Source organism: Stygiolobus sp. CP859M, from assembly GCF_037389975.1.
GTDB lineage: Archaea > Thermoproteota > Thermoprotei_A > Sulfolobales > Sulfolobaceae > Stygiolobus.
In genome coordinates this window covers 122,878-144,507 of sequence record NZ_JBBHKS010000024.1, presented here as the reverse complement: position 1 = coordinate 144,507, position 21,630 = coordinate 122,878, and the positions used below count along the sequence as shown (strand labels likewise).

25 protein-coding genes, 1 tRNA gene, 1 other RNA gene and 1 pseudogene are annotated in these 21,630 nt (G+C 35.6%); 10 read left to right on the top strand and 18 right to left on the bottom strand.

Features of this window, described 5'->3' with window-relative positions:
• Nucleotides 1-65 precede the first annotated feature (65 nt).
• Together WIW72_RS12185 and WIW72_RS12180 are read right to left on the bottom strand one after the other, a co-directional pair.
• Nucleotides 66-1,346, bottom strand: a complete 1,281-nt coding sequence (locus tag WIW72_RS12185) for a TiaS agmantine-binding domain-containing protein (RefSeq protein ID WP_443295082.1) — start codon at nucleotides 1,344-1,346, stop codon at nucleotides 66-68.
• Nucleotides 1,347-1,354: 8 nt separating this feature from the next.
• Nucleotides 1,355-1,606 carry an Lrp/AsnC ligand binding domain-containing protein gene (locus WIW72_RS12180; protein ID WP_156005087.1) on the bottom strand — a complete coding sequence of 84 codons (252 nt, stop codon included), beginning with the start codon at nucleotides 1,604-1,606 and terminating at the stop codon, nucleotides 1,355-1,357.
• A gap of 55 nt (nucleotides 1,607-1,661) precedes the next feature.
• Here WIW72_RS12180 and WIW72_RS12175 point away from each other — a divergent pair.
• Nucleotides 1,662-2,150, top strand: a pseudogene (locus WIW72_RS12175) (DUF367 family protein); the annotation flags it as partial.
• Nucleotide 2,151: 1 nt separating this feature from the next.
• On the opposite strand, the gene rnpB reads toward WIW72_RS12175, so the two are convergent.
• The 7 genes from rnpB to WIW72_RS12140 form a co-directional block, all read right to left on the bottom strand.
• An RNA gene (gene rnpB, locus WIW72_RS12170) (RNase P RNA component) lies at nucleotides 2,152-2,465 on the bottom strand.
• A gap of 7 nt (nucleotides 2,466-2,472) precedes the next feature.
• Complete coding sequence (locus WIW72_RS12165) at nucleotides 2,473-2,655, bottom strand: preprotein translocase subunit Sec61beta (protein WP_337699503.1); 183 nt, start codon at nucleotides 2,653-2,655, stop codon at nucleotides 2,473-2,475.
• Nucleotides 2,656-2,657: 2 nt separating this feature from the next.
• Complete coding sequence (locus tag WIW72_RS12160) at nucleotides 2,658-3,413, bottom strand: geranylgeranylglyceryl/heptaprenylglyceryl phosphate synthase (RefSeq protein WP_337699504.1); 756 nt, start codon at nucleotides 3,411-3,413, stop codon at nucleotides 2,658-2,660.
• Nucleotides 3,379-3,687 (bottom strand): transcription elongation factor, encoded by a 309-nt coding sequence (locus WIW72_RS12155; protein WP_156007918.1) that lies wholly within the window; start codon nucleotides 3,685-3,687, stop codon nucleotides 3,379-3,381. The genes WIW72_RS12160 and WIW72_RS12155 overlap by 35 nt, the downstream gene beginning before the upstream one ends.
• On the bottom strand, nucleotides 3,626-3,832 hold the full coding sequence (locus WIW72_RS12150; protein WP_337699505.1) for a hypothetical protein: 207 nt from the start codon (nucleotides 3,830-3,832) through the stop codon (nucleotides 3,626-3,628). The genes WIW72_RS12155 and WIW72_RS12150 overlap by 62 nt, the downstream gene beginning before the upstream one ends.
• Entirely contained in the window at nucleotides 3,829-4,194 is a 366-nt protein-coding gene (locus tag WIW72_RS12145) for a hypothetical protein (RefSeq protein WP_337699506.1), read from the bottom strand. Before WIW72_RS12145 ends, WIW72_RS12150 begins: the two co-directional genes overlap by 4 nt.
• Nucleotides 4,195-4,251: 57 nt before the next feature.
• Nucleotides 4,252-4,339: transfer RNA gene (locus WIW72_RS12140), tRNA-Ala, on the bottom strand.
• Nucleotides 4,340-4,760: 421 nt separating this feature from the next.
• Here WIW72_RS12140 and WIW72_RS12135 point away from each other — a divergent pair.
• Nucleotides 4,761-5,951, top strand: a complete 1,191-nt coding sequence (locus WIW72_RS12135; RefSeq protein ID WP_337699508.1) for a Cdc6/Cdc18 family protein — start codon at nucleotides 4,761-4,763, stop codon at nucleotides 5,949-5,951.
• Nucleotides 5,932-6,486: an endonuclease dU gene (locus WIW72_RS12130; RefSeq protein ID WP_337700037.1), complete on the top strand. Its 555-nt coding sequence runs from the start codon at nucleotides 5,932-5,934 to the stop codon at nucleotides 6,484-6,486. The genes WIW72_RS12135 and WIW72_RS12130 overlap by 20 nt, the downstream gene beginning before the upstream one ends.
• Here WIW72_RS12130 and WIW72_RS12125 read toward each other — a convergent pair.
• Genes WIW72_RS12125 through cyaB form a run of 4 tightly spaced genes read right to left on the bottom strand, consistent with a single transcriptional unit; the run spans nucleotide 6,475 to nucleotide 9,270 of the window.
• Nucleotides 6,475-7,398 carry an acyl-CoA thioesterase gene (locus WIW72_RS12125; protein ID WP_337699510.1) on the bottom strand — a complete coding sequence of 308 codons (924 nt, stop codon included), beginning with the start codon at nucleotides 7,396-7,398 and terminating at the stop codon, nucleotides 6,475-6,477. The genes WIW72_RS12130 and WIW72_RS12125 overlap by 12 nt on opposite strands.
• A 42-nt stretch (nucleotides 7,399-7,440) precedes the next feature.
• Nucleotides 7,441-7,959: a nicotinamide-nucleotide adenylyltransferase gene (locus WIW72_RS12120; RefSeq protein ID WP_337700039.1), complete on the bottom strand. Its 519-nt coding sequence runs from the start codon at nucleotides 7,957-7,959 to the stop codon at nucleotides 7,441-7,443.
• The gene (locus WIW72_RS12115) at nucleotides 7,914-8,684 is read right to left on the bottom strand and encodes an SAM hydrolase/SAM-dependent halogenase family protein (RefSeq protein WP_337700041.1); all 771 of its coding nucleotides are present in this window, start codon (nucleotides 8,682-8,684) and stop codon (nucleotides 7,914-7,916) included. Before WIW72_RS12115 ends, WIW72_RS12120 begins: the two co-directional genes overlap by 46 nt.
• A 31-nt stretch (nucleotides 8,685-8,715) precedes the next feature.
• Nucleotides 8,716-9,270 (bottom strand): class IV adenylate cyclase, encoded by a 555-nt coding sequence (gene cyaB, locus WIW72_RS12110; RefSeq protein WP_337699512.1) that lies wholly within the window; start codon nucleotides 9,268-9,270, stop codon nucleotides 8,716-8,718.
• Nucleotides 9,271-9,275: 5 nt separating this feature from the next.
• Between cyaB and WIW72_RS12105 the strand changes: the two genes are divergently transcribed.
• The 6 genes from WIW72_RS12105 (at nucleotide 9,276) to WIW72_RS12080 (ending at nucleotide 14,569) form a co-directional block, all read left to right on the top strand.
• Nucleotides 9,276-10,280, top strand: a complete 1,005-nt coding sequence (locus WIW72_RS12105; protein WP_337699515.1) for an RsmB/NOP family class I SAM-dependent RNA methyltransferase — start codon at nucleotides 9,276-9,278, stop codon at nucleotides 10,278-10,280.
• A complete protein-coding gene (locus WIW72_RS12100; protein WP_337699517.1) occupies nucleotides 10,259-10,819 on the top strand; it encodes a hypothetical protein in 561 nt (186 codons plus the stop codon). Before WIW72_RS12105 ends, WIW72_RS12100 begins: the two co-directional genes overlap by 22 nt.
• Before the next feature lie 60 nt (nucleotides 10,820-10,879).
• A complete protein-coding gene (gene radA / locus WIW72_RS12095; RefSeq protein ID WP_337699518.1) occupies nucleotides 10,880-11,851 on the top strand; it encodes a DNA repair and recombination protein RadA in 972 nt (323 codons plus the stop codon).
• 59 nt (nucleotides 11,852-11,910) lie between these two features.
• Nucleotides 11,911-12,420: an HIT family protein gene (locus WIW72_RS12090; RefSeq protein WP_337699520.1), complete on the top strand. Its 510-nt coding sequence runs from the start codon at nucleotides 11,911-11,913 to the stop codon at nucleotides 12,418-12,420.
• 27 nt (nucleotides 12,421-12,447) lie between these two features.
• Complete coding sequence (gene ilvA, locus WIW72_RS12085) at nucleotides 12,448-13,659, top strand: threonine ammonia-lyase (protein WP_337719939.1); 1,212 nt, start codon at nucleotides 12,448-12,450, stop codon at nucleotides 13,657-13,659.
• Between the two features lie 94 nt (nucleotides 13,660-13,753).
• The gene (locus WIW72_RS12080) at nucleotides 13,754-14,569 is read left to right on the top strand and encodes a prephenate dehydratase (RefSeq protein ID WP_337721493.1); all 816 of its coding nucleotides are present in this window, start codon (nucleotides 13,754-13,756) and stop codon (nucleotides 14,567-14,569) included.
• On the opposite strand, the gene WIW72_RS12075 is transcribed toward WIW72_RS12080, so the two are convergent.
• The 5 genes from WIW72_RS12075 to WIW72_RS12055 all read right to left on the bottom strand — a co-directional run bounded on the left by WIW72_RS12075 (nucleotide 14,532) and on the right by WIW72_RS12055 (nucleotide 20,205).
• Entirely contained in the window at nucleotides 14,532-15,500 is a 969-nt protein-coding gene (locus tag WIW72_RS12075) for an Lrp/AsnC family transcriptional regulator (RefSeq protein ID WP_337721485.1), read from the bottom strand. The genes WIW72_RS12080 and WIW72_RS12075 overlap by 38 nt on opposite strands.
• Before the next feature lie 74 nt (nucleotides 15,501-15,574).
• Nucleotides 15,575-16,984, bottom strand: a complete 1,410-nt coding sequence (locus tag WIW72_RS12070) for an NAD(P)/FAD-dependent oxidoreductase (protein WP_337719941.1) — start codon at nucleotides 16,982-16,984, stop codon at nucleotides 15,575-15,577.
• Nucleotides 16,985-16,988: 4 nt separating this feature from the next.
• Nucleotides 16,989-18,002, bottom strand: coding sequence for an adenylosuccinate synthetase (locus WIW72_RS12065; RefSeq protein ID WP_337721484.1), 1,014 nt, complete (start codon nucleotides 18,000-18,002; stop codon nucleotides 16,989-16,991).
• A 143-nt stretch (nucleotides 18,003-18,145) separates the two neighbouring features.
• The gene (locus tag WIW72_RS12060; RefSeq protein WP_337699529.1) at nucleotides 18,146-19,201 is read right to left on the bottom strand and encodes a formate--phosphoribosylaminoimidazolecarboxamide ligase family protein; all 1,056 of its coding nucleotides are present in this window, start codon (nucleotides 19,199-19,201) and stop codon (nucleotides 18,146-18,148) included.
• Nucleotides 19,201-20,205: a formate--phosphoribosylaminoimidazolecarboxamide ligase gene (locus WIW72_RS12055; protein ID WP_337721483.1), complete on the bottom strand. Its 1,005-nt coding sequence runs from the start codon at nucleotides 20,203-20,205 to the stop codon at nucleotides 19,201-19,203. The genes WIW72_RS12060 and WIW72_RS12055 overlap by 1 nt, the downstream gene beginning before the upstream one ends.
• Before the next feature lie 47 nt (nucleotides 20,206-20,252).
• On the opposite strand from WIW72_RS12055, the gene purB reads away from it, so the two are divergent.
• The gene (gene purB, locus WIW72_RS12050; protein ID WP_337721482.1) at nucleotides 20,253-21,602 is read left to right on the top strand and encodes an adenylosuccinate lyase; all 1,350 of its coding nucleotides are present in this window, start codon (nucleotides 20,253-20,255) and stop codon (nucleotides 21,600-21,602) included.
• Nucleotides 21,603-21,630: the final 28 nt, after the last annotated feature.

The following is a 21,630-nucleotide window of genomic DNA, read 5'->3' as shown; positions in this document are numbered from 1 at the left end:
GCGTTCTACGCCCTCTTGTACGCGAAGAAAGCCGGTGGTCCCGGGTTCAAATCCCGGCGGGCCCGTTAATTATGATAGTACAATAAATAGTTTATGAGATCGTTTTTAGTGGCAATATCGTAAGGATCACTACTGGACTCTAAAAAAATAGGTCTGGTAAGATGTCTATATTTCCTAGATTGATAGAGGACATCAGTTAATAACCCTCTTCGTATATCTTGCTTCCGTTTATCTCCAAGAAATTTATAGCTACATTTTCTGCATCTAAATCCCTTATTCTTTCCTAAAGACTCCGTAGAACTACCGCATTTAGGACACCTAGGGTTTACAAGTTCAAATGAGTTGAGCTTTAGAATCCTAATACTTTCGGCTTCAATTACCTTTTTAAAATAGCTTGACGGTTTTATGCAACCTGTAACCAATAGTTCGTCTCCTTCTCTTAGTAGTTTGGAAGCCTCATTTAACTCCCCAGTTTCTTTATAAAATATAATTGGTATGTTCTCATTAGTATTAACTAGAACGTCGCCTCCTTGTAAGATTTTAACCGATTTAACAATCACGGACACTTGTACAGTCTGATAATAGGTACCTTTTCTAGAAATATGGGAGTTAGTAGCTTGATTTGTTTTAAATAACATAGCTCCAAAAATTTTGTTAGAAACTTTAATTTGTTCTAAAGCTCTTATAAGAGTTCTAACATCTGTGCCTCTAACCCCATATAATACAGGGTCCTCACCGTGCGATACTATTTGAATCGTCTTTTCTATATAATCATAATTTGCAAAGGTATGAGGAAAATTCTTTTCATCGAATTCTATTACAGATTTCTCATCAACTCTACGAGGCTCGTTATCATTCTTATACGTCAATATCTCATACGTATAACCGCTTACTGTTGGATTAAAACCTAAAGATGCAATACTTCCTATTATTCCTCTGTCCCCCTTCACTATTATTCCATATCTCTCGGCAATCTTTCTGGCTAAATCCATCGTTACCACATCTTTTACAGCCTTTTCGTAAAATTTACCTAAATAGTTAGCAGCCTCGACATATGTAATTGCGATCCCAGGTTTCCTATTAAATTTCACAGCCTTTGATATCTCTTCCACATACTCTAACGATTTTTGCCAAATTTCCTCAACTATCTCTTCAATGTCTATGTCAGTTCTAAAGGATAGTCTAATACTTGCGTTACCTCTGGTTTTCCACGGTATATTTGGATTTAATCTAACAAGATATGGAAAATCGGTAAAAATCACGTTATATTTTTCTCTCAAATAACGCATTAATAACACAGAAAAATGTGTAGTACATCCTGCTACTGGAGAATCATGATCATCAATACCTACAATTACTTCTTTACTACGCTCTTGCCTTCCACTATTATCATTGTTAATGTCGATCTCACCTTAGGTAATTTCCTTACAGTATTAGTTACAAAATCCTTTAATTTATCCAATGAATCAGCTTCAACTTTAGCAACTATATCATACACTCCATAAACTACATGAACCTCAGTTATCTCTTTCATGTTTTTTAATTTATCAAACACTTCTTCTTCTCCTCCAGCATCCGTATTAATGAGAACTATCGCAGACGCCAATTTTGACCCAAGAAGGTTTATTAGCAATAAAGTTATAATAATTTTATGACAATTAATGAAGCTATTTATTATAGATTATGGCCAAGATGATCCTAAGAAATGCACTGGTAAAAAACTAGTACGTTTAGGTTTTGCTAAGTTAACTAAACATGAAATGGGAATAGTTCTAGACCCTTTTTCAAGAATAACTTTATCTATAGATGATAAAGTACTAGCTCTTAAAGAGGGTATTACTGCTTTAGACGCGTCGTGGAACATTATTACTGAGAAAACCTTTATAAAGAAAAATACGCATAGGAGATTACCTGCTCTTTTCGCAGGAAACCCCACTCATTACGCAATAGCATATAAATTGTCCACGTTGGAGGCTCTTGCTGCAGCACTATATATTCTAGATGAAGTAAATGAAGCTATGAAGCTATTAAATACTATAAAATGGGGGCATACTTTTTTAGAATTAAACAAGGAAATACTTGAAGCCTATAGGGGTAGAAAAGAGAAGGAAATACTTAAGATAGAGAAGGAAATAATAGATAAGATCTTAGGGGAGCCTACCAATAACCCGGCTTCTGTATTTAGGGGGAATCCGACTTAGCGTCAAGAGAAGGATCGGATCCCCTATTCATCTCCTTCTCTACTTGCTCCGAGAAGGTCGGCCGTTTCAACCGGTATAATGGATCTCATGCCCCTAGCTTAGTCACCTAAGCTAGGAGTTATCTCATTTTCATCTTCCATTATACCGGTTTCGTTTCTGTTCCGTAGCCAAGGGTACTACCCTTGTCTTATACGACTTCCCCGGGGATCTGGAGGCCGGAGTTTCCTCAGGGTATATTACCCCGTATCCCCCTGGTAGGCTCCCTTATATTTTACACTGGAGGAGGAATTAAAATTGACGCCAGTATTACTCCTGCTATTATAGCAATAGAAGCTATAATTAGAATTGTAGGAGATACCTTAACCTTCTCTCTTTCTTCTTCATAATATCTAATTAAACCTGCCATTGAAACCAAAGGCACTGTTTCTTTCCTTCTCTTTTTACTAGAAGGCATATTTATTTTCTCCTCATACTTTTGATTTCTTTTATAATTTTTAAGGCTTTCTCTGAATCTTGTTCAATAATATTACCAGTAACTATAATATCTGCACCTGCGCTTGCTAGAAGTTTTCCGCTCTCTTCATCTCTTATACCGCCTCCTACTATGATTATAGCATCATCTACATTGCTTTTCACAGTTTTAATAGCTAAAGGATTGATTGTCTTTGGAGCTCCAGATCCAGCTTCCAAATATATGAACTCCATCCCCATATACCTGGCCATCAAAGAGTAAGCTAAAATTAATTCAGTATTCTCATATGGTATTACTCTAGCTTTACCAACATGTGCAGCAGTTCCACCATGACCTATAATAACGTATGCTGTAGGTAAAACCTCGAGTCCTAATTTCTTTATAATTGGAGCAGCTACTAATTGTGCACCGACAACGTAATATAAATCATCAGAATTTAGTAATGACATAAAAAGAATTGCATCGGCTTTACTTGAGATCAGATTTACGTTACTTGGAAATATAATCGTAGGTAAACCAAATTCTGTTAAGCTTGATATGATTTTATCTAATTTCTCTTGTGAAACTCCTAGAGTACCTCCTATTAGAAAAGCATCAGTTCCGGCTTCCACTAATTTTTTGCCCAAATAATAAACTTGGTTTTCGTCTACCTTGTCGGGATCGAACAATGAAAAGTGAATAACTTTACCATCGTTAAGTTTCTCTCTAATGTAACTCTTCACTTTCCCCTTTAGTCTCATCTTCAGTCTTCTCCTCACTACTACTTGATAAAATTTCAATCTTTCCCTCATAATATAAATCGATAAACTTACCATATGCATTAGCTTGATCGTAAACGGGTGGAACATCAAACTCAGCTTGTAATCCGCAACTACCGCATTTTATTTTAGCCTTTCCATCTTTGATTGTAACGCTGAGAGCTACTTTTCCACATCTGGGGCATTCAAAGATATCAGGTATTTTTGGTTTTGGCTTTTGAAGGAGTTGCTTTCTTTTTTTCCTTCTTCCTCCCACTCTTCCCTTCCCCACCTATCTTTATCCTAATTCCAGTATTAAACACTTCTACAAAGATAACATATGCAATCCCTGCTATTAACGTACCTATAACGCCAAGATATGCTAACTCTAACGGAGATAAAGCCAAGATATATAACCTCATCTCATAACTAGCTTTCTTAGTATAAATGACTTATCCATGCTATAAATCTCTAATAAAATCTCTTTCATAGTAACTAGATCGACGTAAATAGATCTTGCCTTATCTTTTTCTAATGCCAATTCCAATGCTTGTAAATGATAACATTTTGTGCTCTCTGCATTCACTCGTTTTTCTGCAACAAGATTTTTTCTAAAGATGCGGTAATAGAAGTGAGGACAAGAGCAATAATTCTCGGATAGTATATAATCCTTATCCTTACCCATGAATACATATATAGCAAACAATGAATTCACTAAACTTATTTTAATAATCCTATTCTCTATAAGAGCAGCTTCTTTTGCTTTTACTGTTAAACTTTTCACTATAATTATTCTGACGACGGTAATTATATTTATGTGTTACATGATTTAGATAAAAGGTGGACCGGCCGGGATTTGAACCCGGGACCTCTCGGATTTTGGCTTATCGATGCCAACCGAGCACTCTTCCAGGCTGAGCTACCGGCCCATTATCAAAAGTGTTAATCTTAATAATTAAATCTTTCTTCCTTAACCTCGTCATAAAGTTGACCGTCTAGTAACAAGGTGAATTGAAAAACAAAGGAAATAAATTGATAATAAATGTGAAAACAATACAACTTTACGTGTTTTATTAGAATTATTAACTATGAAGCCAAGTCACCCCTTTGTTTCAACTGGACATACTATATTTTATCTCTAAAGCAAAAATCAGTGTAAAAGTTAATCTTATTATACAAACTACTGTTGTCTACGTCTTGTGATTATAATACTTTAGATTATTCTTCATTTCCAGTGGAAATAGAGGGGGAGATGTTTATCATAATACGTTATTATCTCCAGTGGAAATAGTGGGGTGATTTACCGGGGAGTTAAAGGTTAAAAGAAATATTAATATAATTTAGTAAATAATGAGTGATATAATCGACCAAATATTATCATCTATAGGGAAGGGCAAGGTATTCAAAGCCAGAGAACTACTCCTACCAGATTACGTTCCCGAAACTTTACCTCATCGAGAAAATCAGATACGAAAATTAGTAGAAATATTATCTCCTTTGGTCAGGTCTGAAAGGCCTAGTAACATATTTATATACGGTTTAACAGGAACAGGTAAAACTGCTGTTACAAAGTTCGTATTAAAAAATCTGCACAAGAGATTTCCGTCTAACTTCACTTATGTTTATGTAAATACTAGGCAAAGCGATACTCCATATAGAATTTTAGCGGATATATTAGAAAGCTTAAACAGCAAGGTACCGTTTACCGGACTTTCTACAGCTGAACTTTTTAGAAGATTATTAAAAAAATTAAATGACATTGATTCCATTGTAGTAATCGTACTTGATGAGATCGATGCAATGGTAAAAAAGCACGGTGATGACATACTTTACAGGTTTACACGTGCTAATAACGAACTCGGTAAGTCATTGATATCATTGATAGGGATCACTAACGATGTTAGGTTTATTGAAACATTGGATCCACGAGTGAAAAGCAGTTTAAGTGAAGAAGAGTTAGTATTTCCTCCTTATAACGCAGAAGAATTAGAAGATATTCTTAAACAAAGAGCCAAATTTGCCATGTACGAGGAAGCTATAAATGATGACGTAATAAGACTTTGTGCAGCTTTGGCAGCTAGAGATCACGGTGATGCGAGAAGAGCTCTTGACCTTCTAAGGGTTGCAGGAGAGATAGCAGAAAGAGAAGGTAAAGATAAAATAACGGTTGCTGAGGTTGAAAAAGCTAGAGTGGAAATAGAGAGGGATAGAGTTTATGAAGTTCTTTCTACTCTTCCTTTTCATTCTAAATTAGTCCTGACAGCTATTCTGAAGGGGTTGAAGAGTAAATCTACCTTGACTACTGGTGAAGTTTATGAGATATATCTTAAGTTAGCAAATAAGATAGGGGTAGAAAACGTAACCCAAAGGAGAGTAAGTGATATTCTAAATGAGTTAGATATGGTAGGGATAATTACAGCTAAAGTAGTTAATAGAGGGAGATACGGTAAAACTAAGGAAATAAACCTGGCTGTCAGCGAAGATATTATTTATAAAGCTATTGTAGAAAGTGATGAGAGAATTGCAAGTTTGTGGAGTTGATGATGGTTATTTTCCGCTTAAGTTTAAGGGTGGTAAAGGGAAAACTGTGCTTTTATCTTCAAAGTATAACGATAAACTGTTGATAGGGATTGATTTTGACTTGATTTTAGTTGATGGTGATGATGCGACATCAAAACTTAGGAATATTTTAGACGATTGTGAAGTGGTCTTTACAGATGGGATAACTGTAGGCGGGTTTAATTACGTGGATCCAGAGGAATTAAGGAATTATGGTATAAATTACATAATATTTTATTCTAAGATACCTGATATAAAGGACGTGGAACACGCACTCTTAAAGCATTTTAGCGGTGATAGAAGGACTAGTATAATTTTAAATGTTTTAGAAAATTTAGTTCTACTACCTACCAAAAAAGGAAACGTATATGTTGACACTAATCTTAGCTTACAGTATGCTTCTAAATTGATTAACTATTATCAAATTTACGTTAAAGAGCCGGAGCCGCTTAGGACAGCACATACCATTGCTAGTTCTCTTTCAAGGTTTCTTCTTACTAAAAATTTATTGACATAATTCTGTTTCTTGAAGAGTCTTTGACAGTTTTATCCTTTCCTCTCTTTCCTTAAGTCTTTCCTCAAATATTTTCTTTTCTTTCTCAGTACTGGGCGTTATTTTTTGGATAGGTTTAGGTTTGGCATTTTCGTCTATGGCTACAAATGAGAATACTGTTCTCGTGACTAATCTTTTTTCACCTGTATAATGATTTATGGCGAAAACCTTAGCACCTACATCAAGGGATGTATTTCCAGTATACTCTATAGCAGCCTGAATCTCTAATATATCCCCTATTCTAACGGGGGACAAGAAGTTTGCGGCTCCTGCACTTCCAGTGAATACATTTCCTCTGGTGTAAAGTTTCGCTACTATTGCAAGTGCCTCATCCAACATTGTATACATTTTACCTGCATAAAGTATTCCATTTCCGAATCCGTGTTCTGGATATATTGTTCTTATATAGCTTTTACCGAAAGACATTCCAGGTAACAAATCCTCTTGATCTAAAACGTCCTTCTTCTTTTTCTCTATTCTCTTCTCCCTCCTTTTATTTGCCTCTTCGTCTGAACCTATTTTCACAGGCAACTTTCTAGGTCTACCATTCTCGTCAACAGCTACATAAGTAGTGAGCCCTAGTGCTCCTAATTCCTCTTTTTCTCCCCTCTTTATACATGCTTTAACTTTAATTTCAACAGAGCTCTCCCAACCTGCTGTAGTCTCGGCTACTACTCTTATAACATCCCCTACTCTTGCAGGTTTAAATAGATAAATATAATCGACAGATGCAAGTAAATAATTACCGCGGCTCACATTTGACATTAAGAGCCCGCTAGTGTCGATTAACCAATTCATATATATGCCACCGTGTAAGCTTCCGAAATGATTTGCATGCCATGGGAAAACGTTATAATAAGTTTCAATCTTATACATTCAGATTCCCATTTTCATAGTTCTTACCGGTGTATATAAGGATTAGGAGAAACCCGCAATAGACCTTAATCTTTCATCTCCTCTTATCTCATGAATGTAAGCAGATACTTCAGCTGGAACTAGTTTCTCCCATTCGTTGTTGTTTTCTATTATTAACCTTCTGATAAAAGTTGAGTTATATATCTTCCTGTCATATGCAGGCGGTTCAATAACCTCATAACCAGCTTCTTTGAATAGTCGCATAACTAGAGGATTCCTACTTATAATAACATCGAATTTAGGGGAGAAAGATTTTACATGGTAAACCCATACACTGTTCATTAAGATGTCCGGTATAGGAACAAAGTATATTAGAGATAAATCAATGTTACTCCCTTCTAGGGCTCTCCTTATCATCTCCATTCTCTCTCCAGCCGTGAAAGGATTAGAGAGTGTGTGGCTTTCCTGAGCGCTACCAATAACGACTATCAGCTCGTCGACTCTTTGAAGTGTCCATTTAACCACTTGGAGATGTCCTAAGTGGAAGGGTTGGAATCTCCCTGGGTAAAGACCTCTACGCAGACTTCATCACCTTCTCGTAAGTTAAGAATATAAAAGGCACTCCTCTTATTAATTCCGATCTCAATAAATGAGTACCCGTTTTTATATACCAAAAGTTCTTGTCCATAACTTTCTCCGAAAGTCTTTACTTGGTGTAATTCGTACTCCTGCCCGTCTTTAAGTATTAGTTTTCCATTCGTGTTTAGTAGAAGATCTTTATCTATTCTTATTGATGTAGTGACATTTCCGAAATGATCCACGTAAATAACTTTTCCACAAGCTTTCAATTTATTTTCAGCTATTTTCTCTAATTTATATTCAAAATCTAGATTTGTAATTTGACTTATTTCATCTCCGAATACGTTCATATCAACTCCTAGGGACAATAGAGCTGCCGTTACTGCAAAGATATCCCTGCCGTGAAAAGTATTAGAAATTCTCTTTGAGAGATACGATCTGGGATTGTTTATCCATATAATCGATTTTATTCGATCTTCATTAGCTGCAGGAAATAACACTCCGTTATCCGGTCCTACAAAGAAGTAGTTATTAGTTTTAATAATAAGAGGCTTTCTAGATGTACCTACACCAGGATCTATGACTACCAGAAATATTGTTCCTCTCCTAAAGTATCTATATGCGGTATAGAGTAAATACGCCCCGCTATAAATGTTAAATTCCTTTGCGTTAGGAGTAATATAAGTAATTTCTATCTCTGGGTTAAACTTTCTAATTACTGCTTCCATCACTCCATTATAGTTATCGGAAATTCCAAAGTCAGTTAGGATCGCTATTTGTTTTCTCAATTTTCTCCACCAGAAGTTCAAGATAAGATTTGAGTGTAGACTCCCCTTTTATCTCGTTTTCGGATAAGAAATTATTAACAAAGTTTAACAAGTTCTTTTCGTCGACGTCAATTCCTTCAATCTCCAAAAAATCTCCTAATCCTTTGACACTATCAAGAGAAATCGTGTAATTATTTACCTTAAAGTTACATCTGGTTTTCTCTAACTCTATTACTTTTTTAAATCCCAAATTCTGTAAAATTCTGTCCATATCCTCAAGGTTAGAGATCTCGACGTTTATTTCTAATCTGGATTTACTTTGTGAGGATATTTTAGGTCCTTTATAGGTAAGTTCTATCTTTCCGTTACTTTTCCTTATTCTTAAGGCCTCGTCAGTTTGGCGAAAATCTCTAACTGGACTATTGTAGTATATGTCTTTCTGGCTTTCTTCTCCTAGAAAAGTGTACTTGTTTTTTAATTTGGTTAGTAAGACACTTAAAGGTGGGCTGAATAATTTTATTTTGACTTCCCGTTCTATGTGTGTCATCAAAAATGAATATTAATGAGTATATAAAAAAGTATGAGAAACTATTCACAGTTTCACCATCATTTAGAGCGAAACAACTAGCTAGAAAGTATGGCTTTCTGGATTATATGATCGAAAGATATATTCATATGATGGAGGATGAGTTAGAAGACTTTCTATATCATTGTAGCGTCCCGCTTATAAAGAGTATTAGATGTAATGATATTTTGATAGACTGTGAGAGACTTGTATCAAGATTAGAAAATAAGGGCTTTATGTTGGAGAAAGTTACATGGCTACCACATGGTTATAAAGTTATAAAAATGCCAAAAACTCCTTCTCTAGGTGCTACAATAGAATACTTGTCCGGTTATTATTATATACAAGGTTTAGCTTCAATGGTTCCACCTTACGTGTTATCTCCACGTGAAAATGATCTAGTTCTTGATATGGCTGCTTCACCGGGGAGTAAAACAACACAATTATCACAATTGATGCGGAACAAAGGATTAATTCTAGCAGTAGAAAAATCTAGAGATAGGATTAGAAGCTTAATGTCTAATATTAATAGAATGAAGGCTAAGAACGTTGTTTTACTTCGAACAGATTCTAAAAACCTAGTTAAAACTTCAATGAAATTTTCAAAAATATTACTGGATGCTCCTTGTAGTGGGGAGGGTCTAATTCCTGAAGATCCTAGAAGAAAGACAAAAACGAGTATGTCCGACCTGAAAATCTTTTTTGAGGAGCAACTTAAGCTTATTACAACTGCTTATTTACTTCTAGGGGAAGAAGGTACATTAGTTTATTCCACATGTAGTATAGCTCCTGAAGAGGATGAGGCGGTAGTAAATTTTGCCATTGAAGAGCTAGGGATGAAGACGGATAAAATTGAAGGGTATCCGGCTCAGCCTGGATTAGAAGAGTTTATGTATGTAAAATTCAGCTCTGAAGTTAAAAAATGTATAAGGTTTTACCCGCATAAATCACGTACAGAGGGGTTTTTTGTTTGCAGGCTAAGAAAAAGCTAGACTATAAGCGTATTTCTCTTAACGAGTTTCTTTCCATAGTAAAACAAATCCTTGTAAGTTATAATTGCGATACTGAAGGGTTCTCTCAGCTATTTAGGGACAAGGAAATATTTCTCTTTTCCTCTAGCTTTGATCAGATAGAGGTTTTTTCTAATAAAAACAATGATAAATTAAATGAAATTCTTACTAAACTTAGGGAAATTAATCTATATCCTTACTCAATAGGAGAGCCCATTGTAAAGATCTTGAAAGGAAAGGTGTATCCGCTGTTACCCATTTCTGAGTATTTATCGCAAGTTTGTAAAAATAAAATTTTCTTAAATAATTCAAAGTTAGTAGAAAAACTTACCTACGGTAAATCTGTATTAGTTGATTTTAGAGATGTTAAAACAACTTGTGAGTTGTCTGATAATAAAAAATATTTAATATACTCAGAAGACGCTATATTTGTAGCTTTTACTAGGGTTAAAATAAAGAAAAAATTCGTAGAGATAATACCTGATTTAGATATAGGTTGGTATTTAAGAGAGGGAAAATAATGTTTATTAGGTATCGGTGGAAAGTGTATATTTTAGATTTTACAGTTGGTGATGTGGTATATGTCAACAAACGGTGATGGAAGGAAAGTAAAGAGCCTATCCGATTTACCTGGAATAGGGCAAAGTATACTCAATAAGTTGATAGAGGCGGGTTATTCCACACTAGAAGCAGTAGCAGTAGCATCACCCCAAGACTTAAGCGTAGCTGCTGGAATTCCACAAACTACAGCACAAAGAATAATAAAAGAAGCTAGAGAAGCATTAGATATTAGATTCAAGACAGCTCTTGAGGTTAAAAAAGAAAGAATGAATACTAAGAAAATTACAACAAGCAGTCAAGCACTAGACGGACTTTTGGGTGGAGGAATAGAAACAAGAACTATGACGGAATTTTTTGGAGAGTTTGGTTCTGGAAAGACACAATTATGTCATCAGCTTAGTGTTAATGTTCAATTACCGCCCGAAAAAGGCGGTCTTAACGGCAAGGCTGTATACATAGATACAGAAGGTACTTTCAGATGGGAGAGAATAGAGGCTATGGCTAAAGCAGTGGGATTGGATCCGGATACCGCAATGAATAACATATACTACATGAGGGCTATTAATTCAGATCATCAGATGGCTATAGTAGAGGATTTGCAAGAACTGATTACAAAAGAACCAGCAATCAAATTGGTAATTGTGGATTCGGTAACGTCACATTTCAGGGCTGAGTATCCGGGTAGAGAAAACTTGGCTGTAAGGCAGCAAAAGCTTAACAAACACTTACACCAGCTAGTTAGGTTAGCTGAAATGTATGATATAGCTACAATAATTACAAACCAAGTTATGGCGAGGCCAGACATGTTTTACGGAGACCCGACTGTAGCTGTTGGAGGTCATACCTTATATCATGTTCCAGGTATCAGAATTCAAATAAAGAAGAGTAGAGGAAATAAGAGAATAGCTAGAGTAGTTGACGCTCCTCATTTGCCTGAAGGAGAAGTTGTATTTGCCATAACTGAAGAAGGAATAAGAGATGCTGAGGAATGAACTACAAAATTAAGGTTTAACTATTTATTTACTCGTTACTTTTTATTGTTTAGGTAAGTATGGACGTATTATGGGCTCCTTGGAGATCAAAATATATCTCAGAAGCTTCTAAAAAGAAGGACGACTCTTGCATTTTCTGTGATTTTCCAAAATCAACTAATGATAAAGAACACTTAATAGTTTATAGAGGCAAATTTAATTTTGTAATACTGAACGCTTACCCATATAATCCAGGTCATATCATGGTAGTTCCCTATAGGCATGTTAGTAGTATTGAGTTATTATCTAATGAAGAGGCTTTAGAGCTCTTCTCTATAGTAAAAAGAGCCATAAAAATCCTTAGGAAGGTATATTCCCCAGACGGATTTAATCTAGGTATAAATATTGGGAGGGTAGCCGGAGCAGGTATAGATCAGCACGTTCATGTTCATATAGTTCCAAGATGGAACGGTGATGTTAATTTCATGCCAGTGATAGGTGGGATAAAGGTACTTCCAGAACTATTAGAAGATACCTTTAATAAGTTATACAAGGAGTTCAATAACGAGGATGAGGCCTTCGATCGCTGAAAAATGATGAGGGTAGGGTTTGCCTGAATGACATGGTATGAATATTTTAATGAAATTGTTAAGACCAAAGAGCTAATCAGAAAGTATATTCATGAGACCCCTTTAGATTATTCCAATACCTTATCAAGGGCCACTAATGCAGACGTATATCTAAAAATGGAAAACTTACAAAAGACTGGTTCGTTTAAAGTAAGGGGTGCATTTTCTAGGTTAATTAGATTATCGGAAGAAGAGAGGAAAAGAGGTGTAATAGCAGTCTCTGCTGGTAATCACGCACAAGGTGTAGCTTATGCCGCTAAAGCTTTAGGAATTAAGGCAACAATTGTAATGCCCGAAACTGCTCCAATATCTAAGTATTTAGCTACTAAATCTTATGGGGCAAATGTAATATTATATGGAAAGTTTCTTCATGAAGGTATGAAAAAAGCAGAGGAAATTATTAGAGAAACAAGAGCAATATTAGTCCATCCTTACGGTGATTTGAATGTAATATTAGGGCAGGGAACTTTAGGGTTAGAATTACTGGATTTGAAACCTGATGTGGTCATAGTTCCCATAGGAGGAGGTGGGCTTATCTCAGGCATATCCTTAGTGATAAAGTCTAAGTTACCTAACGTTAAAATAATTGGGGTCCAATCATCAGCTTCTCCTTCATTAAAGGTCTCTAAAGATTTAGGTAGATTAGTTGAGATAGAACCTTCGTTCTCGATAGCAGATGGGATTTTAGTTAAATCACCTTCAGAGTTAACCTATAAAATTATAAATGAATTAGTTGACGATATAGTTCTAGTTGATGATGACGAAATAGCTAATGCGATTATGTTCTTACTAGAGAGAAATAAGACAGTAGCTGAGGGAGCTGGTGCAGCTACAGTCGCTGCATTACTTTCTGGTAAGGTTAGTTACCATGGAAAGAAAATTGTCCCAATAATAAGTGGTGGGAATATAGATCTTTCCTTATTGGCAAGAATCATTGATAAGATGTTATACAAAACAAAGAGAATAGTAAAAGTTAAAGTCCTCGTGCCCGATAAACCAGGTTATCTAAATAAGGTTTTAAGCAGAATAGCCCAAATAAGGGGAAACGTAATTGACGTAATTCATGATAGAATTAGTAGCGACGTAAAACCAGGATACACTAAAATCTATGTCATGTTTGAGATTCCTTCAGGAGATGCATTGTCTGATTTTCTATATGCATTAGCATTAGACGGTATTGAAGCCACATTAGTTGAGTAAAAGAGTAGTCAGTATTAATAATCTCTGAATATTATCATAATTTCTACTTAACTTTATAAGATAGAGTTACCATTTAAACGTCGATCCAAATGGAATTTATTATTTAGGCCCTGAAGGGAGCTTTTCGAACGAAGTAGCAAATATGGTAAATGGAAACAAAATTCCGCTAAGGTCAATATCAGAGATATTTAGTAGGGTTTATACTGATAATAACGCGATAGGTGTAGTTCCTATAGAGAATAGTATAGAAGGTCCTGTTCATGAGACTTTAGATAACTTATACAAATATGATGAAATCTATGTAAATTCCTATGTAGAAAAGGAAATAAAGCTAGTTTTAGCTGTTAATACCAACGTAAAACGAATAGAAGAAATAAAAAGATTATATTCTCATAACCATGCAATACAAGAGGCCAGAGAGACTTTACAAAAGCTTAAAATTGAAAACATAATTCCAGTAGAAAGTACTTCTGCAGCCGCCTTATATGCCTCGAAAGACAACTACGGGGCAGCAATATGCTCACAATATGCAGCCTCAGTCTACGGCCTTAAAATATTGTTGAATGATATACAAGACAATTTGAATATTACAAGGTTCGTTACAATATCTAAGAGTCTCACTACAAGCGGAGAGAGAACTATGATATTCTTTAATGTTCCTCATAAGCCTGGCGCCCTATATAGAGCCTTAGAAAAATTCTACAAATATAACATAAACCTAACTATGATATATTCGAGACCTCTTAAAGTAATACCATGGCAATATTACTTCTACTTAGAGTTTGAAGGAGAGTTAAGGAACTCAAAGACAATTAATTTGTTAGAAGAGCTTAACGCTGTAGTAACTAATATTAAAATAAAGGGTTCTTATTCTAGATTACAATACCAGGCTTCAAATTTTCTAGGCTGAATAGTAGCATATAACTCTTAGCATTTGCCAAAGTCACAGCTTTTTTTGCGACTTCTGATATAATTTCCCTCGACCTTGCATGTATCATCGCATAACATAAGTAATCCCATTTCGTGTTGGATTCCCTTAGTACTACATGAGTGGCTTCTTTTAGCTTATTTGCGATGTTGTAACATGAGGATTCTGTATCCTCTGAGTTAATCAGCATCATTGCATTTTCAGTTATACCCACTTTTTCCCCGTTTATTGTAGCTCCGTAATCTTTAATCACACCTTTTTCGTATAACTCTTTAATAAGCTCCACCAATTCACTGTCTTTCATGTTATACTTTTCTGCTATCTTTTGAAAAGGTCTTTCAGAAATAGATAACGGATAAGAGAGGTCTTTCAATAACTCCTTCTGTATTCCTAATTCTTCTGCAGTAGGAATTTTTTCGTGAACCGGCTGGTTATCAGCATACGAGACCCCCTTTATAACGTCGTATTTAACACTTAATTTTAAAGATTTTTTAGAATACAAAACTACGTATTCCTTACATTTTACTTCACTCATCAATTCGGCAATCTTTTTGTCCAAAGACTCTTTACCCTCAGCTTTTAATACGTACCATACGTTGTATCTGGGATGATTTCTAATAAAATTATGAGTGAGTTCTCTTATTCCTAACGCTATTTTTCTAAACTTTTCTAAATTTTCGGGAGGAATTGCAGCAGCGATTAACGCACTCTCCATCCCCTTAGCTCTAAAGCTGACATACATTCCTACTCTCTTGACAATTTCCCTATCTATAAGACCCTTTACTATTTCTATGACTTCTCTCTCACTAATCCCTAGTTTTTCACCAATTAACTGAAAGGGTTTCTCATTAAAAGGAAAGTTATATTCAAGCTCCATTATTACTTTTTGTTCAATCTCGTTTAAGTTGTTCATATAGGATAAAGTAAACACAGAAGCTAAAAACTCTTTTATTATTTCTAAAATTTGATTAAATCTGGGAGAAAAGATTAAATTCCTAACTTTCTAGTTATACCTCTTGCTGCAAGTATACCAGTAGCTGCCGCAATATTTATTCCTCTTGATAAACCTACTCCATCACCAGCAACAAACAAGTTATCTACTACAGTCTCCATATTACTATCTACTACAGCTTTCATACTATAGTACTTTATTTCAGGTGCATATAGTAAGGTGTTAGAAGAATATAACCCCGGTGCAATGTTGTCAAGTCTCTCTAGACCTTCAATTAAGTTACTAACTACTCTATATGGGAGTCCCATGCTTATATCACCTGGAGTTACGTCTCTTAAAGTAGGCCTTACTGTAGATCTGTTAATTCTTTCCCACGTACTTCTTCTTCCTTTTTCGAAGTCAATGAGTCTCTGTATTATTGGTTTCTCTCCGCCTAATCTGGTCATTAGTCTCGCAATGCTTTTTCCGTACTCAATTGTATCTTCCAGAGGATCAGAAAGTTTTATTGTAGTTAAGAAGGCAAAATTCGTATTATTGCTTTTCCTATCAGCGAAGGTTTGCCCGTTAACGCCTATAGTACCGTCATCGTAAACTTCTTTCATAATATAACCTCTTGGATTTACACAGAAAGTTCTAACTTTATCATCATATTTTTTGGTGTATAGTACTACTTTAGGATCCCATACCGCTGAAGTTAGTTCCTCCATTACAAAGGATTCTACCTCAACTCTTACGCCAATATCGAGAGGTCCTGGTACCATATCAACGCCTAAGTTCCTAGCTTGTTCTAAGAACCACTTAGCACCAGCTCTACCAGGTGCTACAAGCAGGGTTTTAGTTTCTATTTCCTCTTTTCTGTTAGTCTTGAGAAGGAAATGATCACCCTTCTTTTGTATTTCTAGCACGTTTGTTAATTCTTCTACTTTTACGCCACTCTTCTCTATGTAGTTGAGAATATTCTCTATAACTAAAGGAGTTTTATCAGTTCCTATGTGCCTCTGCCTAATAGGTATAAATTCCGCACCTACCTTAGCTGCTTTTCTTTGAATATCCTTAACTTTTTCCATGTTGGGTTCGAAGAACCTATCCTTAGGTGCTCCAAACTTTACTAAAACTTCGTCTACATAATCTACTAACTCTTGTGCCTTATCCCAACTCCTTAATATTTCATGAAGTTCTCCACCAATATCCGGTCTGAGGTTTATTATTCCACTACTATAAGTTCCAGCTCCACCTATACCGTAAGTTATATTACAAGGATCGCAGAAGGTACACTTTTCCTTAGGAGTCAGTAATGGGCACGTCCTTTTCAAAGGTCTTAGACCCTTATCTACTAATAAGACCTTCAGGTCCTTGCCGTTTTCGGAATTCTTTAAGTTTGCCAGTTCGTAAGCAGCAAACAGTCCAGCCGGTCCTGCTCCCACTATAACTATGTCGTAAACCATATTCTCACTCTCCTATTTTCTCTCGTCTTAGATCAATTGTAGCTAATGTGTCTTCACCAGTTCCGATTATCGTAATTGGTGCTTTTAATTCGGCTTCTAGATCCTCTATCCATTTTCTAGCCTCTCTAGGTAGTTTATTAAACTCTTTTACATTTCTTGCCTCCTTAAAAAGAGAATCTAGTTTGGTTATTGCTACTTGGGTTGCTGAATTTATCCTTATTGCTTCTTTAGCCAACTTCACATTGAAAGGTGCACTCCTTCTTTTTCTTCCAGTAACAGTTGCAGTTTCAGCTATTCCCATTTTCTCAGCCTCCTCCCAAGGTATTTCTCCTTCTAAAGTACCTCCTCCTACTCTTGTGACATAGGATTTGAATACGATTATCACGTGATCAACGTACTTAGGTCCTATTCCCAATTCGCTTAGGATTCCAGACGACGTAGTATTCCTGCTCGTTACATAGGGATATTCTCCGTGATAAAGACTTAAGTAATGTCCTTGTGTACCTTCAACTAATACGTCGTTACCTTTACCTAATTCGTCTAACACTAAATTAGGAACTTTAGTTAAGTATGGTTTAAGTTCTTCATAATCTTTTGCGAGCTTTAATTTTCTTAAGATTCTTTTAGCTTCAGCATATCCCACTCCTTGACCGGTGCTTCCTATTACTTTCATTAAATATTCATCTTTCCTTTCTTCGTCAATCTCCTCCTGGGTTATGATCCCTACGTGCTCGTCTACTAATAGTCTGTCCGTACTATCGGTTTCTCTAGCCTCATTAAATAGTAATTGAATAGACGTGAGAGCACCTGGAGCTAGAACTAATTTAGATGACTTATTTATAAAGGCTGATGGAATAATTCTAACTTTCCATTGCTTCCCCATATAAGTTACTGTGTGCCCAGCGTTAATGGATCCAGTTCTGACTGCGAGTTTTGGAGAATCATTAATTCCTATATATGCAGCTATCTTACCCTTTCCTTCGTCTCCAAAAAATCCTCCTGCTAAAATAGTTAGCATTAAACACCGTTTTGATAAATATTGATGTATGATATTTAAATATTTCTTACGTCAATCTATAATTATAATCTGGTAAAAGATCCGTCTATTTATAATCAGCACTTACGTCAATCTATAATTATAAAAAATCCACCTAAAAATCTTTAAGTTATAATTAAGTCGATCGAGTTACGTGAAATAGCTTCTTTTATTTCATAAGCTATTCTTCTTCCTACGCTCATAGGTTTGCCAAAATATAGTTTAGAGTACTGGCTTCCTATTCCCATATGGGCATTAGTCCCTCCTCCTATTCTAGGAGCTACATCAAATACTATCAAATCGAGTTCGGGCGTTACCATTAACTGTAAAGTAAATGGTCCTATAATACCAGGTGGTTCCAGCTTTTTCGTAGTTTCTACGAAAGAGTAACCTATTTCGAATATTTTCTCCAGTAAGCTTTCCCTTATAGTTGCTGGCTCGTGGCCCACTTCTATAAATCTTGGTAGTCTATTTAGTTTCAATTGAATTTCAGCGGGTAATCTGTAAAATGAATCCCAATCGCTTTGAATTCTACGATCGACACTTAAGAGTTCTACTCTGTCATAAATTGGTGAATTGAAGTAATTAATGTTAAAATGAGCTCCTAATATGTATTCTTCAATAACCATCGAGTTTATACTTTCATCATCTATTATCCCATTTTTCCTCAGTTCATCTATTTTGTTGTCAAAATCCTTTTGGTTTACAGCAATGAAAAACCCTCTTTCTACTCTTCTTTTTGCTTCTGGAAGTTTGACTATTACTGGAACGTCTATGTTATCAGGTCTTAACGTTCTAGGTCTTTTTATTTTCGCTTCATCTAGTAATTTATAGTAATTCTTATCCCCACTCCTCTCCTCCCATCTGAGCATTCTTCTATTACCAAAGAATTTTGTCTTCATTCTTTCTAAGTTATCGTAACCTACATAAACAGCTAAGCTTCTGTTAGGAACCATGATCACATTTTCGCTGTGAAGCATCGAGTCAATTTTATCAGACGATATTTCCTTAAAGTCATCTAAAACTATACATCTATCTACTATTCTTTTAAATTCTCTATAAGCTCTATCTCTACCCTTCTTACATAATGCTATTGTTTTAAACCCTTCATCTTTAGCCCCATCGAAAACGTCTAATGCTGAATGGCTTGCTAAAGCAGCTATTTGCATCACGTTATCCATTAAGTTAACACCTCGTTGAGCCTATTTTCGTTTAAAGCTAATTTGATTTCTCTTCCTATTCTTCTGCCTACACTCATGGGTTCATCCCAATATAACCAGCTATATGGGCTTCCGTTTATATACAGATTAGTACCAGCTACAATTCTCCCAGAGAATTCAAATACCGCTATTTCTCCTGAGTCTTTAACGACAGATTCCAAGCAGAAAGGCCCTATCATTCCAGGCGGGACTCTTTCTTTTATTGTATTAACAAATGACATACCGTAATCAAACACTTTAGGTAATAAACTCTCTCTTGCAACAGCAGGTAAATTGCCCACTACTACGAATGTTGGTTCGATATTTAAGTTGAAAGGAAGTCTTCTCAACCCGTCGACGTTAGTTTCATATCTTATATCAATACCCGTTATTTCTAATCTATTTAAAATAGGACTGTAAAAGAATTGGAAATACATTGGTACTCCGATAACATATTCTTGGATTATTACTTCGTTGATAGATTTAATCAGTTTAGCGGAGAGTAATTTGTTTAAGCCCTCCTTAACTTCGGACTTATTTTTTGCTACAAAATATCCCCTACCTCCTTTTGCTCCGGGTAGTTTTACGATTACCATTCTATCTACGTCTTCAGGACTTTCAAAATCCATGGGAGTTGGTATATTGGACATTTTTAGCAAGCTCATTTTCTTCCTTTGATTTGCTTCCCATTCGAACAAGTTTCTATTTCCGAAGATCTTAGTAGAGATTTTCTTTACTCTCTCACTACCTATATATTCTACGAGACTTCCATGAGGAATCAAGATTCCGTTATCAGTATATTTGTTAATATAATTCACAGCCTCGTCTTCGTTCCTATACCCGATTACCTTATCAATAAACGGGAATTGCGAATAAAATTTGACTCTGTTTTCTGGTGTTATTTGTATTGTCTTGAAACCTTCTTTTTTGGCACCGTGAAGAATTTGTAGTGATGAATGACTGCCAATTGTTATTATTGTATCCATTTCAATATACGAAGACTTAATACGCTAATAAATGTCTTTTTAAAATTATGAGTAATGAAATATGTGTTTTTGAATGGAGATATGGAAGTAAAGAAATGAGAGATTTATTTTCAAGAAAAAACATAGTTAAAACCATGGCAGAAGTAGAGGTAGCATTATTATATGCTTTATTTAAAGCTGGAGTTATTAATGAGGATGAGTCAAAGCGGGTAAAAGAAGTAATAGAAAAAATAAATATAGAAAGAATCAACGAATTAGAGAAAAAATTAGGTCATGATGTTATGGCTTTAACGGTTCATCTGGCCGAACTTTCAGGGGCTAAGTACATTCATTACGGGGCAACCAGTTATGATATAATAGATACAGCATACGCCATAATTTTCTCAAAGGCATTGAATATAATTAAACAGAAACTGAGAAATATTCTCCAAATCCTACTTGACTACTCATCAAAATACAAAGACCTAGTGATGGTAGGAAGGACTCACGGGCAACACGCCCTTCCGATTACTTTAGGTTTTAAGTTTTCTAATTACGCGTATGAATTTTCTAGGTCATTAGAGAGATTATGTGAGCTGGAAAAGAGATTAGTAAAAATAAAAATGGCGGGAGCCGTAGGTACGATGGCAGCTTGGCGAGATAAAGGGGTGGAAATCGAGAAGTACGTTTCAGAAAATCTTGGAATACCTCCTCATGTAATCTCAACTCAAGTAGCACCGAGAGATGCATTTGCCGAATTGATCTCAGATCTAGCGATATTAGGTTCTCAACTTGATAGGTTTGCCTTAGAAATACGTGAACTTATGAGACCAGAAATTTTGGAACTTGCAGAGGGAGAGGCCGTAGAGAGAGTAGGGAGTAGTACGATGCCTCATAAGGAAAACCCAGTAACAGCTGAGAAGATAAGTGGGTTAGCAAAAGTCTTAAGGGGTTTCGTTATAGCGGAGCTCGAAAACATACCATTATGGCACGAGCGTGATTTAACTAATAGCTCTTCCGAACGTATAATTATTTCCCATTCCTTCCTTACAATTGATGAAATGTTAGATAGTACGATCAAATTGATGAGAACATTAAGAATATTTCCAGAAAATATGGAAAGAAACCTAAACTTGACCAAAGGTCTTATAATGGCGGAGAGTCTAATGGTTAATTTAACTTTAAGAGGTCTTCCCAGACATACGGCTCATGAGCTTTCGATGAATATATCTAGAGAAGCTGAAGCCAAGAATAAGTCTCTCTATGAGGTGGCTTTAGAAAACGAAATAGTTAGACAGTATATGACCGAAGAAGACTTGAGACAAGTTCTAGATCCTAAACGGTATTTAGGCTCATATAGTATTCTAATAGATAGAACTAAAGACTACGTCATGAAAGTAATCTCGTCTTGTATTTAAATTTTAAAAAGCTTAGATACAAAAAATA

What these genes read in the sequence shown, in the direction of transcription:
- WIW72_RS12165 (WP_337699503.1), bottom strand. Translation starts at nt 2,655, where the DNA reads ATGCCTTCTAGTAAAAAGAGAAGGAAAGAAACAGTGCCTTTGGTTTCA.
- WIW72_RS12160 (WP_337699504.1), bottom strand. Translation starts at nt 3,413, where the DNA reads ATGAGACTAAAGGGGAAAGTGAAGAGTTACATTAGAGAGAAACTTAAC.
- WIW72_RS12150 (WP_337699505.1), bottom strand. Translation starts at nt 3,832, where the DNA reads ATGAGGTTATATATCTTGGCTTTATCTCCGTTAGAGTTAGCATATCTT.
- WIW72_RS12135 (WP_337699508.1), top strand. Translation starts at nt 4,761, where the DNA reads ATGAGTGATATAATCGACCAAATATTATCATCTATAGGGAAGGGCAAG.
- WIW72_RS12125 (WP_337699510.1), bottom strand. Translation starts at nt 7,398, where the DNA reads ATGTATAAGATTGAAACTTATTATAACGTTTTCCCATGGCATGCAAAT.
- WIW72_RS12115 (WP_337700041.1), bottom strand. Translation starts at nt 8,684, where the DNA reads ATGGAAGCAGTAATTAGAAAGTTTAACCCAGAGATAGAAATTACTTAT.
- cyaB (WP_337699512.1), bottom strand. Translation starts at nt 9,270, where the DNA reads ATGACACACATAGAACGGGAAGTCAAAATAAAATTATTCAGCCCACCT.
- WIW72_RS12105 (WP_337699515.1), top strand. Translation starts at nt 9,276, where the DNA reads ATGAATATTAATGAGTATATAAAAAAGTATGAGAAACTATTCACAGTT.
- radA (WP_337699518.1), top strand. Translation starts at nt 10,880, where the DNA reads ATGTCAACAAACGGTGATGGAAGGAAAGTAAAGAGCCTATCCGATTTA.
- WIW72_RS12090 (WP_337699520.1), top strand. Translation starts at nt 11,911, where the DNA reads ATGGACGTATTATGGGCTCCTTGGAGATCAAAATATATCTCAGAAGCT.
- ilvA (WP_337719939.1), top strand. Translation starts at nt 12,448, where the DNA reads ATGACATGGTATGAATATTTTAATGAAATTGTTAAGACCAAAGAGCTA.
- WIW72_RS12075 (WP_337721485.1), bottom strand. Translation starts at nt 15,500, where the DNA reads ATGAACAACTTAAACGAGATTGAACAAAAAGTAATAATGGAGCTTGAA.
- WIW72_RS12070 (WP_337719941.1), bottom strand. Translation starts at nt 16,984, where the DNA reads ATGGTTTACGACATAGTTATAGTGGGAGCAGGACCGGCTGGACTGTTT.
- WIW72_RS12065 (WP_337721484.1), bottom strand. Translation starts at nt 18,002, where the DNA reads ATGCTAACTATTTTAGCAGGAGGATTTTTTGGAGACGAAGGAAAGGGT.
- WIW72_RS12060 (WP_337699529.1), bottom strand. Translation starts at nt 19,201, where the DNA reads ATGGATAACGTGATGCAAATAGCTGCTTTAGCAAGCCATTCAGCATTA.
- WIW72_RS12055 (WP_337721483.1), bottom strand. Translation starts at nt 20,205, where the DNA reads ATGGATACAATAATAACAATTGGCAGTCATTCATCACTACAAATTCTT.
- purB (WP_337721482.1), top strand. Translation starts at nt 20,253, where the DNA reads ATGAGTAATGAAATATGTGTTTTTGAATGGAGATATGGAAGTAAAGAA.